Below are 14,104 nucleotides of genomic sequence, written 5' to 3'. Positions count from 1 at the left end.
TTCCCTTAATATTATTTATTAGATAAGGAAAGAATATGTCGGTCATTAAATTATTTTCAAATCAAGATGCCATTCCTTTTATTGAGCAAGTTCATCAGAAGCGACCTTTAATCCATTGTATTACCAATGATGTGGTACAAAATTACACCGCTAACGTTCTTTTGGCGATTGGGGCTTCACCAGCGATGGTGGTAGCTGAGCAAGAAGTTGAGGACTTTGTTGCCATTGCAAATGGTTTGTTAATTAATATTGGTACGATCAATAGTCATAGCGCTAAAAGCATGTTACTAGCCGCCGCAAAAGCTAATCAAACTCCTTGGGTATTAGATCCTGTCGCAGTTGGAGCAGCATTGAAATATCGTACTGAAATTGCTAAGCAATTATTAACATTTAAACCGACAGTTATTCGAGGAAATGCTTCAGAAATTCTATCATTAAGTGGTCAACAATCATCATCAAAAGGGCCTGATGGACTGGATTCTACTGATTCTGCATTAAATGCGGCAATGCTATTAGCCAAGAAATATCAAACCATTGTTGCAATAACAGGTGAGACCGATTATGTCACAGATGGTGAGCAGGTTTATAGCATTGTTGGGGGTGATATCGCGCTAACACAAGTAACTGGTACTGGTTGTTCATTATCTGCGATTGTAGCTGCATTGATTGCAAGTTCTGAAGATCATTTAAAGGCTACTGCTTCAGCCTGCTTTATGATGAAAAAAGCGGGTGAACTCGCTAATAAACAGCAAGGGCTAGGTACTTTTGCTATGTCAATTATTGACCAACTTTCTGTTTTCACCACAAATAAGGATTTTTGATGAAGAAGCAACTTGATTTAACACTCTATTTAGTACTTGACCCAGTACTTTGTGATGGCATAAATGGTATGGTTAATACCACTAAGTTTGCAGTTGAAAATGGTGTTACTGCCGTTCAATTACGTTCAGAACAAGAATATTCAGGTAGAAATTGGTATAAAGCCGCCCAAGCTTTAAAAGAAGTATTAATCGACACTCAAGTTCCACTATTGATTAATGATCATATTGATATAGCTTTAGCTGTCGATGCCGATGGTGTTCATGTTGGACAAAGCGATCTACCTGTCGAAGTTGCACGACGATTAATTGGAGAAGATAAATGGATAGGGCTTTCAGTCTCTAATTATTCGCAACTTGAGCGCGTTCCTTGGCAACTAGTCGATTATCTAGGTATTGGCCCTATCTATCCAACCCCCACCAAAAAAGATGCAGCAGAAGCAATAGGCATCGCCCAATTGACTGAACTTGTTAAAGCAAAACAATGCCCTGCCGTTGCGATCGGTGGTATCGGTGTAAACAATTTAACTGAAGTGATTCAAACTGGCATTGAAGGTATTGCCGTTGTATCCGCAATTTGCGGGCAAGGAGATATTGCTAAGGCCACATCTGATTTGATTAGAAAAATAAGACAAGCAAGATAGGAAATTAAACCATGACAACAGTTTCATTAACTATAGCTGGTAGCGATCCTAGTGGCGGTGCAGGTATTCAGGCCGATTTAAAGGCCTTTTCAGCGCTTGGCGCTTATGGGATGTCAGTCATTACTGCTTTAACCGCACAAAGTACACAAGGTGTTAATAGCATATACCCGGTGCCACCCGAATTTGTTGAGGCTCAATTTAACACACTTTATCAAGATATCCATATTGATAGCGTTAAAATCGGTATGCTGATGAATAAAGAGATTGTAACCACAGTTAATCATCTATTAAGCAATAATCCTATTGCCAATATTGTTCTTGATACGGTAATGATAGCCAAAGGGGGGCATCCTTTATTGAGAAATGATGCCATTACCGCTATTCGAGAATTGCTATTACCATTCGCCACTATCATCACCCCTAACCTTCCAGAAGCAGCAGCATTACTTGATTGTCATGAGGCACAAAACGAAGATGAAATGCAACAACAGGGTTATGAGCTACTCAAATTAGGCTGTCAGGCAGTATTAATGAAAGGGGGACATTTGCCAAGTCAAGAAAGTCCGGATTATTTAATCACGCCAACAAAGATCATCAGAATGGCATCACCACGTATCCAAACTAAAAACACACATGGTACAGGTTGCACATTATCCGCAGCTATTGCAGCATTACTACCAAAATATGAGTTAGAAGAAGCCGTTAAACAAGCAAAAAAATACCTACAAGGTGCCATTGAAAATGCAGATAATTTGAAAATTGGTAAAGGAATTGGACCTACTCACCATTTTTATCAATGGTGGGACACCGCAGGAAAAGGCTAGAAAGCTAAATGTGGTATTTTCGGCAAACGCTATTTTCAACAGCTATATACTTCATCGACAATCCGTGCCAATGAAGTATATGAAAACTTTTTTAGTGCATTATCTAGTCAAATAGAGGCTATTGGATATTTGTATTATCTAGTATTTAAGCGATTGTCTTAATCGTTTAAAATGAGAAATTGTAAAAGTATTGCCTTAATACGAAATACCCACAAACTCAAACCCTGCTTGATTAACGGCTTGAATTGCAGCTTCTTGCGAGATAGTACCACCTTCTATATCAACTTCATGTTTCGCTAAATCAACAGTCACTTTAGCTTTAGGATCAATATCATTAATTGCTTTAGTAATGGTTTTAACACAATGTTGACAACTCATATTATCGACGATTAATTTCATCATTATCCCCTTTTGTTATCTATAATTCATCTAGTGCAACGTTGGAACATCTATAATTAAAATAAATTTGCCTGCCATATAAAGTATAGTGATTATATTACGCCAATAAGCCTACAAAAAAAACACCTCAGAATAGTGAAAATTTATAAGATTTATATCTGTTATTAATAAAACGTAATGATTGAGCGTTTCTGCTCCTTTATACTCAAATAAACCATGGTGCCAAGAAAAATAAGCAAGGTTATCCTTCAAGAATAAAAATTGAATAACAGAAATAATCGACTTATACAAAATTAGATTGTATATTTATTCATCTATGTGGTTTTGATAATAAAGTTAGTTTTTGTTTTTAAATATAATTTTAACTTAGATGTATAGTTCCATTTTTATTTTTTCTCATAAACGATATTCAGGTTAATTAGGAGCCTAAAATGCAGCATATTATGGAAACGATTAGAAAAACAGAACAAGAATTTGTTGATATTCGACATCAGATTCATAAACATCCTGAGTTAGGTTTTGAAGAGAAAAAAACCAGTGATTTAGTTGCAAATAAGCTATCTGAATGGGGCTATGAGGTTCATCGTGGTCTAGCAAAAACTGGCATCGTTGGTGTTTTGAAAAATGGCGCTAGTAATAAGAAAATAGGTATTAGAGCTGACATGGATGCATTACCTATTGTTGAAGCTTCGGGTAAACCTTGGAGCAGTGTTAGCCATGGTAAATTCCACGGTTGTGGTCATGATGGGCATACCACTATTTTGCTATGTGCAGCTAAATATCTTGCCGAAACACGCAACTTTGATGGGACTTTACATGTCATTTTTCAACCAGCTGAAGAGTTGTTATATGGTGGGAAAGTGATGGTCGATGAGGGTTTATTTAAACAATTTCCTTGTGATGTGATTTTCGGTATTCACAATATGCCCGGATTTAAGGAAGGCCATTTTTATTTTAAAAGCGGTGCTCTTATGGCTTCATCCGATACGATTCATATCACCATCAAAGGGAAAGGTGCTCATGGAGCCATGCCTGAGCGAGGAATTGATGCGACGCTTGTTGCTTGTTATATTGGCATTGCTTTACAAAGTATTGTTTCCCGCAATGTTTCACCCTTTGAGAAAGCTGTTATCACGATTGGTTGTATTCAATCTGGCGAAGCCCCCAATGTGGTCAATAGCGATGCATTGATGAAGCTAACCGTCAGAGCATTAGATAATAATACCCGGACTTTATTGCTCAAGCGTATTACCGAAATTGCCACTTCGCAGGCGGAAAGTTTTGGCGCCTCAGTTAAAATCGAACATATCAATGGTAGCCCTGTTTTACATAATGGTGCTAATGCAACAAAATTTGCATTAGAAGTTGCTCAGAAATTAGTCGGTAAAGATCGTGTTCATGATAATTGCCATCCTTTTATGGGCAGTGAAGATTTTGCTTTTATGTTAGAGAGCAATCCAAATGGTTGTTACATGATTATCGGCAATGGAGACGAACCAGGATTTTGTAGTGTTCATAATCCTGGTTATGATTTTAATGATAAATGTATTGTTCCTGCTGCGTCATATTGGGTTGCATTAACTGAAACATATTTAAGTAAATAAGGATAAATCGCATCTATGTCTGGTTTAAATATGTCAACTTCAAAGAATTCTAGCACCAAGCAATTTAAAAGTTATAACCGGTTAACATTAGGTATTGTATTAGGAGTTATTACTTTTTGGCTGTTTGCTCAATCAATAGTCAATGTTGGACCGGCTGTTCAGCATACTGTTGGTATCACTCTAGCCTCTTTTAATTTAGCAGTAAGTTTGACTGCACTTTTCTCTGGCTGCTTTATTGTGGTTGCTGGTGGTTTAGCTGATCGCTTTGGACGAGTTCGTTTTACTTACTTTGGTTTTATTTTAAGTATTATTGGTTGTCTTTGTTTGATTTTCGCCCAAGGAGAAATATTATTTACCTTTGGACGCATTATTCAAGGCTTATCTGCAGCCTGTATTATGCCATCGACTTTAGCATTAGTGAAAACCTATTATCAAGGCAAAGATCGTCAGCGTGCATTGAGTTTTTGGTCGATTGGATCTTGGGGCGGCTCGGGCACTTGTGTGCTTGCTGGCGGTGCAATAGCGACTTATTTAGGTTGGCAATGGATCTTTATAATCTCTATTATCTGTGCTGTATTAGGTATGCTTTTGTTGAAAGGAACTCCTGAAACCAAAATTGAAGATCCTTCGAGTCTGCCAAAATTTGATTATGTAGGGCTATTTGTTTTTGTTATTACGTTAGTTTCATTAAATCTTGTGATAACCAAAGGTTCTACTTTTGGATGGACTAGTCTAACAACATTATCGTTGGCTACCGTTTGTTTTGTTTTTATGATTTTATTTTTTGTTATTGAAAAAAGTAAAGCGAGTGGCGCTTTCATTGATTTTGCATTATTTAAAAATATCCCTTACCGTGGTGCTACCTTATCCAACTTTATGCTAAATGCTGTTGCAGGCACGTTAATTGTGGCCAGCACTTATACCCAACAGGGGCGAGGGTTTACCTCTTTCCAAAATGGATTATTAACTATTGGTTATTTAGTTTCGGTTTTATGTATGATTCGTGTTGGTGAAAAAATCTTACAAAAGGTAGGTGCGAAAAAACCAATGTTAATGGGACCGTTAATTACTGGTTCCGGAATTGCATTGATGACGCTGACATTTTTACCAGATATGCTTTATATCATTTCAGTATTAGGTGGCTACATTTTATTTGGTCTTGGTTTAGGTTTTTATGCGACACCTTCGATCGACACAGCAATTTCTAGCGCCCCTGAAGATAAAGTTGGTATTGCATCAGGAATATATAAAATGGCAAGTTCATTAGGCGGTGCTTTTGGTGTCGCCATTTCAGCATCAATTTATGCTGCAGTTATTGCCAGTGGTCAAAGTATAGCAACTGGCGCAGCAATTGGATTATGGATTAATGTCGGATTTTGTCTGTTATGTTTTATTTCAATTTTATTTTTAGTTCCAAATAATGCCGGCAAAAATAAATAGCTTAAGTTAATTTTTAATTCTTAAAACACTTCATAGGGATATGACTTTTTATTTATATCCCTATATTTCTAACCAACATTATGTTCAGCTTATTTACCAATGCAAAATGAGCTGAATATGCGCCCTAGTAGATCATTGGAGGTAAATTCGCCAGTGATTTCACTCAATGACTCTTGCGCAAGCCGAAGTTCTTCTGCTAATAGTTCGCCAGCATGAAATGTTGTGAGCTGGTATTTACCATTATTTAAATGCTCTGCTGCTTTTTCAAGTGCTTATAAATGTCAGTGATAAGCCAAAAGTCTCATCCCGTGCTACTCATAAAACACATTACCTGTTTGATATAATCACATATTTAGGTTAATAGCTGATCCTTTTCGTACTAATTGAATGAGGGAATAGCCATAACGAGTACAAATCTACTTAACCGTCATTGCACAAAACATTAAATGACATTTTACTCAAAAAATCTTTAAACAAAAAAACTCTCGAACTTATGGTTAATTATGTCAAATAATGATTATTGAATTGTGATATTAGGACTTTTTTAACGATTAATTTTTAATATTTGATAAGATCCTGTCGCATATATCACTCCACTTATAACTAAAAGGGCTCCAGCTAACTGTAATAAATTGGGTATTGTACCGGTTATAAAAGCGAGTAATAAAGTAAAAACAGGTACGAAATTGAAAAACAATGAAGTATTAGCTGCACCTAGTTCTTTTATCCCAACATTCCAAAATAAATATGCTAATACTGAACCAACAAGTCCCATATAAATAAGAATAATTTGATTGTATGTTGAAATTTCTTCAATCTCTTTTATTAAGTCACTTTGATAAAAAGAAAATACAACTATTCCTATAGTACCAAATAACATCGTAAAAGCTGTTGTTTGTAATGGTGTCGAATCGGATATAAATCTACGACATCCAACAGTGTAGGTTGCCCAAGCCAGATTTCCCAATAAAATAATCAAATCACCACGAGTAAAATGTAATTTAAATATATTATTTATATCACCATGGCTTATCACTAAAATTACACCAATCAAGCTGATCAACATCCCTACAGTTTGTGGCAATGAAACACGGTGTTTTTCTGTAATTGATGATATTAATATGGTTGTCACTGGCGATGTAGCCATAATAAGTGCACCATTTAAAGCGGATGTAGTTTGTAACCCGATAAAAAAGGCTAAATTGAAGCCTGTAATGCCACATAATCCAAGTAAAATTAATGGTTTCCAATTTAATTTAAATGCATTGATGTTGCCTTTATCTTTAATGATCATAAAAACAAAAATAGCTAATGTTGCAATAATAAAACGTTCAGAAGCTGCTGTAAGTGGCGATACGGAAGAGACAACTATCGAACCAGCATTAAAATTAGTTCCCCAAAAAAAGGTTGATAGTATAACAAGTAAAATTGTAATTTTTTTTTTCATTTTAATCTCTATTTTATTCATAAAAAGGCATCTAATGGTATCAAGTTAGTTCACGTTGCTTAAGGTAGGTCAATAACTGATAGATTTTGATTTTATGAATAATTCATTCATAGTACAATAAACAAAAAAACAAGGTTAAATTTCAAAAATGAAATTATCATTAGATGATTTGGTCATTTTCGTTAATGTAATCAAAGAAGGTAGTATTGTTAAGGCATCGCATAAACTTTGTATGCCTTCACCAACTATAAGCAGACGTCTAACTCAATTAGAAGAGGCTATTGGCGGTCTTTTGATGCATAGAAGCAGTAGGAAGATCACCCTTACCACATTAGGACAAATGTATATTGCTAAATTTACTACCTTAGTTGAGGAGTTCGTTGAAACAGCTGTAGATTTGTATGATTTTAATAAAAAGTTATCCGGAACAATAAGAATAACTGCACCATTAAGCCTAACACATCAATGGCTTGGAAACTGTGTGTTTTCATTTATGAAAACATACCCTGATATAAAAATAGATTTAATGGCTACGAATCAAATTGTCAATTTAGCTGATATGAATATAGATATTGCCATACGTGTGGGAGATTTGACCGATAGTGATTGGATAGCAAAACGAATACTATTATCGAAAAATATATTGTGCTCATCCAAAGATTATTTAGAACAAATACCTATATGTACACATCCCATTGATTTGCTCGACAAAAATTTAATTAATATAAGCCATAACCTAAGCTGGTCACTTACTAATACCACAAATAAAGAATATTATGAGGTACAAGCAAATCCTTATTTAATTATGGATGATACTGAACTAATAATTGACGCAACCAAAGCAGGAATGGGGATATGTTTTGTTCCATCTCAGTTTGTTCAAAAAAGTTTAGTTAATGGAGAGTTAGTGCAAGTGTTACCTAATTGGATCGGTAGCATTCGACCTATCTCTTTAATATTCAAGGATAGAAATTATATGCCAAACAGAGTGAAAGTTTTTAAACAATACATTGAAAATTATGTAAATTTAATGCTTTAGAATCCATACCTAAACGATTATCTCTCGTATTTACTGAGTATATTTTTTATCTTTTTTTGAATAACACTGAATTATTCCAGACATTACAGTAGTTCAACTCTTCTATGTCTTTATGTTCAAAAACCAAAACAACTGAATTCTGGTTTTTGACAAGTATTAGCTCGTTAACTGTAAAACTTGAATTATTTACCAATACAAAATGAACTGAATATTCTTCCTAATAAATCATCTGATGTAAATTGACCAGTGATTTCACTCAGAGCTTCTTGAGCTAATCTTAGTTCTTCTGCTAATAGTTCGCCAGCATGAAATGTTGTGAGCTGGTATTTACCATTATTTAAATGCTCTGCAGCTTTTTCAAGTGCTTGTAAGTGTCGTCGACGAGCTAAAAAGCCCCCTTCTGTACTACTAGTAAAGCCCATTACCTGTTTAAGATGATCACGTAATAAGGTAATACCTTCTCCAGTTCGTGCTGATAGTTGGATAAGGCAATAACCATTTTGTTCACTATAGCCTAATGGTTCACCTGTTAAGTCTGCTTTGTTTCGAATAACGGTTACTGGCATATTTTTAGGCAAGCGTTCAATAAATTCTGGCCAAAGTTTTTCTAGGTTGGCCTCATTGGTTGTTGCGCTATCAACCATAAATAACACCCGATCCGCTTGGTCAATTTCTTGCCATGCCCGTTCAATACCGATTCGTTCTACTTCATCGCTGGCTTCTCGTAGTCCGGCAGTGTCAATGATATGCAAAGGCATACCATCGATATGAATATGTTCACGCAAAACGTCACGTGTTGTCCCTGCTATGTCAGTAACAATAGCCGCCTCACGACCGGCTAATGCGTTAAGTAAACTTGATTTACCCGCATTAGGTCGACCGGCAATGACAACTTTCATGCCTTCCCGCAGTAATGAACCTTGTTTGGCTTCATGACGAACTTTATTTAATCGTTGAATAACTTGGTCAAGCTCTGCTTCTATTTTTCCGTCAGATAAAAAGTCTATTTCTTCTTCAGGAAAATCAATAGCTGCTTCTGTAAAAATACGCAAATGAATAAGCGATTCCACTAATTCATTAATCTTTTTAGAAAACACGCCTTGTAAAGATGACAAAGCAGATTTGGCCGCTTGTTCTGAACTCGCATCAATTAAATCTGCGATGGCTTCAGCTTGTGCAAGATCTAATTTATCATTTAAGAAAGCTCGCTCTGAAAATTCACCCGGTCTTGCAATACGCACACCAGAAATTTCTAAAATACGTTTTAAAAGTAGATCTAAAATAACTGGTCCACCATGACCTTGTAGTTCAAGTACATCTTCACCAGTGAACGAATTTGGATTTGGAAAAAATAAAGCAATGCCTTCATCTAACGTTGTACCATCAGCGGCTAAAAAAGGCAGATAATGAGCGTATCGTGGTTTAGGTAAGATACCTAAAACGACTTTAGCTACCTCTTGTGCTTTAGGTCCAGAAATACGCAATATACCAACACCACCACGACCAGGTGGTGTTGCCTGTGCAACAATTGTGTCTGAATTCATATTTATTAATTGTAATTAAAAATAGCAATGATTAATCATACCATGACTATCATTAAAAATCTGTAAAGGCAAGCTATCTAACTTAATTAGAATGGCTAATTATTATTTTTAACATAATCTAATGGATGGTCAAACAGCCATGAATTAAGTAAAGCTAATGGCTCTCTTATCATTGCTATATATTTATCAATATTGGTATAAGCTAACGGTGCAGGTAAACCAGTAATATCACTAATACCCGAGCGTTTAGCTAGCATAATTGAACGAAGAATATGAAAATCATTGGTCACAACAACTGTTTTGCCTAATGGTAATATTTGATTAGCATAAACAAACTGTTGAGCCGTTCGTCTTGATCTGTCTTCAAGATATACTCTCGAGGAATCAATACCTTTTTTGATTAGGTAATCAGCCATTACACTCGCTTCAGTTGCAGATTCATCGCTTCCTTGCCCACCACAAACAATTACTTTAGTATTTGGATTACTCTGCAAATAATTATATGCTTTATCTAAGCGATTTTGTAAAGTAAGTGGGGCTTCAGCTGGTGTTCCAACCACTTGTGATCCTAATACGACTAAAGTATCAGCATTGGTAGATGGCTTTTGATTAGCATAAATAAAAATAATAATATTACAAATAATGAAATAAACTAATATTAATATTAGGCAATATTTTATTAATTTCATGATTGTCATCAATTTCCCCTCATTTTTTAAAGCAATCTTCGAAATGGTCGTTAACTAAGCCCATAGATTGCATAAATGCATAACAAATTGTTGATCCTACGAATGAAAATCCTTTCTTTTTCAGTGCTTTTGACATTTTATCGGATATTTCTGTATTAACTGGAACCTCACTTTTATCTTTGTAGTGGTTGACTATTGGCTTACCATCAACGAATGACCAAATAAATTGTGAGAAATCCTCATTATTATTTTGCATAGCTAAATAGGCATGGGCATTTTTTACAATGCTATTAAGTTTTAAACGATTTCGAATTAATCCTTTATTTTTAAGTAATGACTCTATATCAATAGCGTTTAATTGAATAATTTTTTCTGGGTCAAAATTAAAAAAACATCGACGATATTCTTCTCTTTTTTTTAGTACGGTAATCCAAGATAATCCAGCTTGTTGTCCTTCAAGACAAATTTTTTCAAATAGTTTAAGGCTATCATATTGTGGATAACCCCATTCATTATCATGATAATTTATATATAACGGGTCTTTTGTAACCCAACTGCATCGTTTTGCCATTATTTTTATCCAAATATTTTAAAATTATTATATGAGATATATAGATAGAATTTTAGCTTAATATCATTTTTTATACATATTATAAATCAAACAAACATATCGCTATTGTTGATTAAATTTTTTTATGATTAAACAAAAGACTACTTTTTATGGCAGAATGCCTTTTCAAGATTAAAATTTATCAAAGAATAGTCATTTCCTTTACTGGCTATATTCATTTAATAATAAAAATAAGGTTTTTTCATGAGTCAATCTGAAATTAACGCTGAATGGCAACCGGTCGCCCGACCATTAAATAGTAAGGATTTTAAAACATTAATATTGTCATCTTTAGGTGGAACGCTTGAATTTTATGACTTTGTTATCTATGCACTATATATTGATACCATTGTCAAGCCACTATTTTTACCACATACCTTGTCACCATTAACCTTAGATTTATTTGCATGGGGGATTTTTGCTGCTGGTTATTTAGTTCGTCCTGTTGGCGGAATTATTATGGCCCATTTTGGAGATAAAGTTGGCCGAAAACGGATGTTTACCTTAAGTGTAGCAATGATGGCTTTACCTACTTTTATTATCGGTATTTTACCAACCTATGAAACAATTGGTATTGTAGCACCATTATTATTATTGTTGATGCGTATGCTACAAGGTGCAGCTATTGGTGGAGAAATGCCGGGTGCATGGGTATTTATCGCAGAACATACACCAAAACAACGCTATGGTTTGGGCGTTGGTACGTTAACATCAGGTATTACAGGCGGAATTTTACTTGGATTTTTCGTTACAATTATTGTTGATCTCTATTTTACTAGCCAAAATATTTTAGATTATGCTTGGCGTATACCGTTTATTATTGGTGGAATTTTTGGTGTGATTTCAGTCTACTTACGAAAATTTTTATCTGAAACGCCAATCTTCAAGGAATTAGCTGCACGTAAAGCATTAGAAAAAAGCATTCCTGTTGTTACCGTACTAAAAAAACATAAGACAGCTTGTTTGATAGTCGCTTTGTTAACTTGGTCATTATCAACAGCAATTATGGTTGGTATTTTAATTACTCCTGGCCGTATCGTTGGCGGTATGTATCATTTTGCTAATCTGGATTGGCGTATAGGTGGATGTATTGCTGCCTTAACATTATCAATTGGCTGTGTTATTTCTGGTTGGTTAGATGATAAATTAGGCACAGCAAAAACAGTCGTCATAACATGGGGTGGATTGGCTGTGGTAAGCATCTATTTCTATAGTTCACTAACGCCAGATATGTCATTAGCTAAACTATATTCGATTTGGGCGATATTTGGCTTATTTATCGGATCAATCGCTATGACACCAATTATAGGAACTAGAACCTTTCCACCAGCCATTCGCTATTCTGGTCTATCATTATCTTACAATTTAGCCTATGCATTGTTTAGTGCAATAACGCCGACTTTAACTATCTACTTATTAAGTCCCGATCATATATTAGGTGAATACAGTTATCTGGGAGCAGGTATTTACATCTCAGCAGTGGCTTTACTTGCTGTTTTAGTTGGTTTTTCATCATTAGCTCAAAATGGTTGGCAAAATAGAGTAGATAATTAATCATTTAACACCATATAAAAACAGGGCTAAAGCCCTGTTTTTTTTAACAAGATATAATAAATTTTCTATACATTAGCGCATTGTAACAAACTCTTCTGCCGCTGTTGGGTGAATGGCGATGGTGTTATCAAAGTCTTTTTTTGTTGCACCCATTTTTAATGCGACAGCAAAACCTTGTAAAATTTCGTCCATACCATAGCCTATACCATGAATGCCGACTATTTTTTCTTGTTCACCAATACAAACTAATTTCATTTTACACGGTTGACGATGAGAAGTTACGGCAGTATACATAGCAGTAAACGTAGATTTATAGACCTTCACGTTTTCAGGGCCATATTGTAACATTGCTTGTGGTTCTGTTAACCCAACTGTCCCGATCGGTGGATGGGTAAATACCACCGTTGGAATATTAGTATAATCTAGATGTTCATTTGGTTTATTGTTGAAAAGTCGTTCAGATAAGCGTCGACCAGCAGCAACTGCAACTGGTGTTAATGCCGCTGCTCCAGTATCATCGCCAACAGAATAAATTCCTGCTACATTAGTATTTTGATACTCATCAACAATAATAAACCCATTACTGTCAACTTTAATGCCAGCTGCAGATAAATTCATTTCTTTAGTTGCAGGTTCTCGTCCTATTGCCCAAATTAAACAATCAACAGTATAATTTTTACCATCTTCTAATGTTAACGTTAATGATTCATCAACGTTTTTAGTGACAGAAGATGGAATTGCAAAAGTATGCAAATGCTGACCATCATTAGTTATAACTTCCATTAATGTTTCAACAATTAATGGATCGAAAGCACGTAAAGGTGTGCCTTGCCGAACAAATTGATGAGTTTCAGCACCTAGCGAGTGTAAAACACTGGCAATTTCACAAGCTATATAGCCTGCACCAACAACGGCCACTCTTTTTGGTAATGCTTTTAATTCAAAGAATCCATCAGAAGTAATTCCATATTGCGCTCCGGGAATATTGGGTATACTTGGCTTACCACCGACAGCAATAAGAATATGATCGGCACTATAATGCACACCATTGACATCAAGCGTTTTGCTATCAATAAATTTAGCATATCCATGAATAACATCGACATTATTATTGTTTAATACTCGATCATAAGATTGATGAACACGATCAATATAAGCTGTTCGGCTAGCGATTAGTTTATCCCAATCAAAATGATTAATTGTCGTATCAAAACCATAATCAGGGCCATAATGATTAATCGCCTCAGCAATTTGTGCACCATACCACATAATTTTTTTGGGAACACACCCAACATTGACACAAGTTCCGCCTAATAATTTAGCTTCAATAATAGCGCACTTTTTACCGTAAGATGCCGCTCGATTAATTGAAGCAATACCCCCACTACCACCACCGATAGCAATATAGTCATAGTGTTTAGTCATAAAAGAAATCCTTTAAATAAATTAGCATTTGGTAGTTGATAGGTTTGCATAAAGCAGATAATAAAAA

Annotated in this window: 13 protein-coding genes and 1 pseudogene; 7 read left to right on the top strand and 7 right to left on the bottom strand. The window is 35.2% G+C overall.

Annotated elements, in window-relative coordinates; translation table 11 throughout:
* Positions 1 to 35 precede the first annotated feature (35 nt).
* From thiM to thiD, 3 genes are read left to right on the top strand one after another with little or no spacing between them, the layout of a single operon-like run.
* On the top strand, positions 36 to 821 hold the full coding sequence (gene thiM, locus J3U09_RS03880) for a hydroxyethylthiazole kinase (protein ID WP_267357192.1): 786 nt from the start codon (positions 36 to 38) through the stop codon (positions 819 to 821).
* Positions 821 to 1,462: a thiamine phosphate synthase gene (gene thiE / locus J3U09_RS03875; protein WP_065563582.1), complete on the top strand. Its 642-nt coding sequence runs from the start codon at positions 821 to 823 to the stop codon at positions 1,460 to 1,462. The genes thiM and thiE overlap by 1 nt, the downstream gene beginning before the upstream one ends.
* Positions 1,463 to 1,473: 11 nt before the next feature.
* Positions 1,474 to 2,286 carry a bifunctional hydroxymethylpyrimidine kinase/phosphomethylpyrimidine kinase gene (thiD, locus tag J3U09_RS03870; protein WP_267357191.1) on the top strand — a complete coding sequence of 271 codons (813 nt, stop codon included), beginning with the start codon at positions 1,474 to 1,476 and terminating at the stop codon, positions 2,284 to 2,286.
* 195 nt (positions 2,287 to 2,481) lie between these two features.
* On the opposite strand, the gene J3U09_RS03865 is transcribed toward thiD, so the two are convergent.
* Positions 2,482 to 2,688 (bottom strand): heavy-metal-associated domain-containing protein, encoded by a 207-nt coding sequence (locus tag J3U09_RS03865; RefSeq protein ID WP_065563584.1) that lies wholly within the window; start codon positions 2,686 to 2,688, stop codon positions 2,482 to 2,484.
* A 428-nt stretch (positions 2,689 to 3,116) separates the two neighbouring features.
* Between J3U09_RS03865 and J3U09_RS03860 the strand changes: the two genes are divergently transcribed.
* Together J3U09_RS03860 and J3U09_RS03855 are read left to right on the top strand one after the other, a co-directional pair.
* Complete coding sequence (locus J3U09_RS03860) at positions 3,117 to 4,289, top strand: M20 aminoacylase family protein (protein ID WP_267357190.1); 1,173 nt, start codon at positions 3,117 to 3,119, stop codon at positions 4,287 to 4,289.
* Between the two features lie 15 nt (positions 4,290 to 4,304).
* Positions 4,305 to 5,729: an MFS transporter gene (locus J3U09_RS03855; protein ID WP_267357189.1), complete on the top strand. Its 1,425-nt coding sequence runs from the start codon at positions 4,305 to 4,307 to the stop codon at positions 5,727 to 5,729.
* Positions 5,730 to 5,818: 89 nt separating this feature from the next.
* On the opposite strand, the pseudogene J3U09_RS03850 reads toward J3U09_RS03855, so the two are convergent.
* Together J3U09_RS03850 and J3U09_RS03845 are read right to left on the bottom strand one after the other, a co-directional pair.
* Positions 5,819 to 6,001, bottom strand: a pseudogene (locus tag J3U09_RS03850) (tRNA uridine-5-carboxymethylaminomethyl(34) synthesis GTPase MnmE); the annotation flags it as partial.
* Between the two features lie 272 nt (positions 6,002 to 6,273).
* Positions 6,274 to 7,176, bottom strand: coding sequence for a DMT family transporter (locus J3U09_RS03845; RefSeq protein ID WP_267331779.1), 903 nt, complete (start codon positions 7,174 to 7,176; stop codon positions 6,274 to 6,276).
* 148 nt (positions 7,177 to 7,324) lie between these two features.
* On the opposite strand from J3U09_RS03845, the gene J3U09_RS03840 reads away from it, so the two are divergent.
* Positions 7,325 to 8,215: a LysR family transcriptional regulator gene (locus tag J3U09_RS03840; RefSeq protein ID WP_267357188.1), complete on the top strand. Its 891-nt coding sequence runs from the start codon at positions 7,325 to 7,327 to the stop codon at positions 8,213 to 8,215.
* A gap of 182 nt (positions 8,216 to 8,397) precedes the next feature.
* Here the strand turns inward: J3U09_RS03840 and mnmE are convergent, their stop codons facing one another.
* From mnmE to J3U09_RS03825, 3 genes are all read right to left on the bottom strand, one after another.
* Positions 8,398 to 9,759, bottom strand: coding sequence for a tRNA uridine-5-carboxymethylaminomethyl(34) synthesis GTPase MnmE (gene mnmE / locus J3U09_RS03835; RefSeq protein ID WP_267357187.1), 1,362 nt, complete (start codon positions 9,757 to 9,759; stop codon positions 8,398 to 8,400).
* 95 nt (positions 9,760 to 9,854) lie between these two features.
* Positions 9,855 to 10,457 (bottom strand): YdcF family protein, encoded by a 603-nt coding sequence (locus tag J3U09_RS03830; RefSeq protein WP_267357186.1) that lies wholly within the window; start codon positions 10,455 to 10,457, stop codon positions 9,855 to 9,857.
* A gap of 10 nt (positions 10,458 to 10,467) precedes the next feature.
* Complete coding sequence (locus J3U09_RS03825; RefSeq protein ID WP_267357185.1) at positions 10,468 to 11,019, bottom strand: DNA-3-methyladenine glycosylase I; 552 nt, start codon at positions 11,017 to 11,019, stop codon at positions 10,468 to 10,470.
* Positions 11,020 to 11,262: 243 nt separating this feature from the next.
* On the opposite strand from J3U09_RS03825, the gene J3U09_RS03820 reads away from it, so the two are divergent.
* The gene (locus J3U09_RS03820; RefSeq protein ID WP_267357184.1) at positions 11,263 to 12,612 is read left to right on the top strand and encodes an MFS transporter; all 1,350 of its coding nucleotides are present in this window, start codon (positions 11,263 to 11,265) and stop codon (positions 12,610 to 12,612) included.
* Positions 12,613 to 12,684: 72 nt separating this feature from the next.
* On the opposite strand, the gene gorA is transcribed toward J3U09_RS03820, so the two are convergent.
* A complete protein-coding gene (gene gorA / locus J3U09_RS03815) occupies positions 12,685 to 14,037 on the bottom strand; it encodes a glutathione-disulfide reductase (protein WP_220225717.1) in 1,353 nt (450 codons plus the stop codon).
* Between the last annotated feature and the right edge of the window lie 67 nt (positions 14,038 to 14,104).

Source organism: Gilliamella sp. B2889 (genome assembly GCF_026536885.1).
In the GTDB taxonomy this organism is placed as follows: domain Bacteria; phylum Pseudomonadota; class Gammaproteobacteria; order Enterobacterales; family Orbaceae; genus Gilliamella; species Gilliamella apicola_E.
This window is presented reverse-complemented; position numbering and strand designations above follow the sequence as displayed.

What these genes read in the sequence shown, in the direction of transcription:
- thiM (WP_267357192.1), top strand. Translation starts at nt 36, where the DNA reads ATGTCGGTCATTAAATTATTTTCAAATCAAGATGCCATTCCTTTTATT.
- thiE (WP_065563582.1), top strand. Translation starts at nt 821, where the DNA reads ATGAAGAAGCAACTTGATTTAACACTCTATTTAGTACTTGACCCAGTA.
- thiD (WP_267357191.1), top strand. Translation starts at nt 1,474, where the DNA reads ATGACAACAGTTTCATTAACTATAGCTGGTAGCGATCCTAGTGGCGGT.
- J3U09_RS03865 (WP_065563584.1), bottom strand. Translation starts at nt 2,688, where the DNA reads ATGATGAAATTAATCGTCGATAATATGAGTTGTCAACATTGTGTTAAA.
- J3U09_RS03860 (WP_267357190.1), top strand. Translation starts at nt 3,117, where the DNA reads ATGCAGCATATTATGGAAACGATTAGAAAAACAGAACAAGAATTTGTT.
- J3U09_RS03855 (WP_267357189.1), top strand. Translation starts at nt 4,305, where the DNA reads ATGTCTGGTTTAAATATGTCAACTTCAAAGAATTCTAGCACCAAGCAA.
- J3U09_RS03845 (WP_267331779.1), bottom strand. Translation starts at nt 7,176, where the DNA reads ATGAAAAAAAAAATTACAATTTTACTTGTTATACTATCAACCTTTTTT.
- J3U09_RS03840 (WP_267357188.1), top strand. Translation starts at nt 7,325, where the DNA reads ATGAAATTATCATTAGATGATTTGGTCATTTTCGTTAATGTAATCAAA.
- mnmE (WP_267357187.1), bottom strand. Translation starts at nt 9,759, where the DNA reads ATGAATTCAGACACAATTGTTGCACAGGCAACACCACCTGGTCGTGGT.
- J3U09_RS03830 (WP_267357186.1), bottom strand. Translation starts at nt 10,457, where the DNA reads ATGACAATCATGAAATTAATAAAATATTGCCTAATATTAATATTAGTT.
- J3U09_RS03825 (WP_267357185.1), bottom strand. Translation starts at nt 11,019, where the DNA reads ATGGCAAAACGATGCAGTTGGGTTACAAAAGACCCGTTATATATAAAT.
- J3U09_RS03820 (WP_267357184.1), top strand. Translation starts at nt 11,263, where the DNA reads ATGAGTCAATCTGAAATTAACGCTGAATGGCAACCGGTCGCCCGACCA.
- gorA (WP_220225717.1), bottom strand. Translation starts at nt 14,037, where the DNA reads ATGACTAAACACTATGACTATATTGCTATCGGTGGTGGTAGTGGGGGT.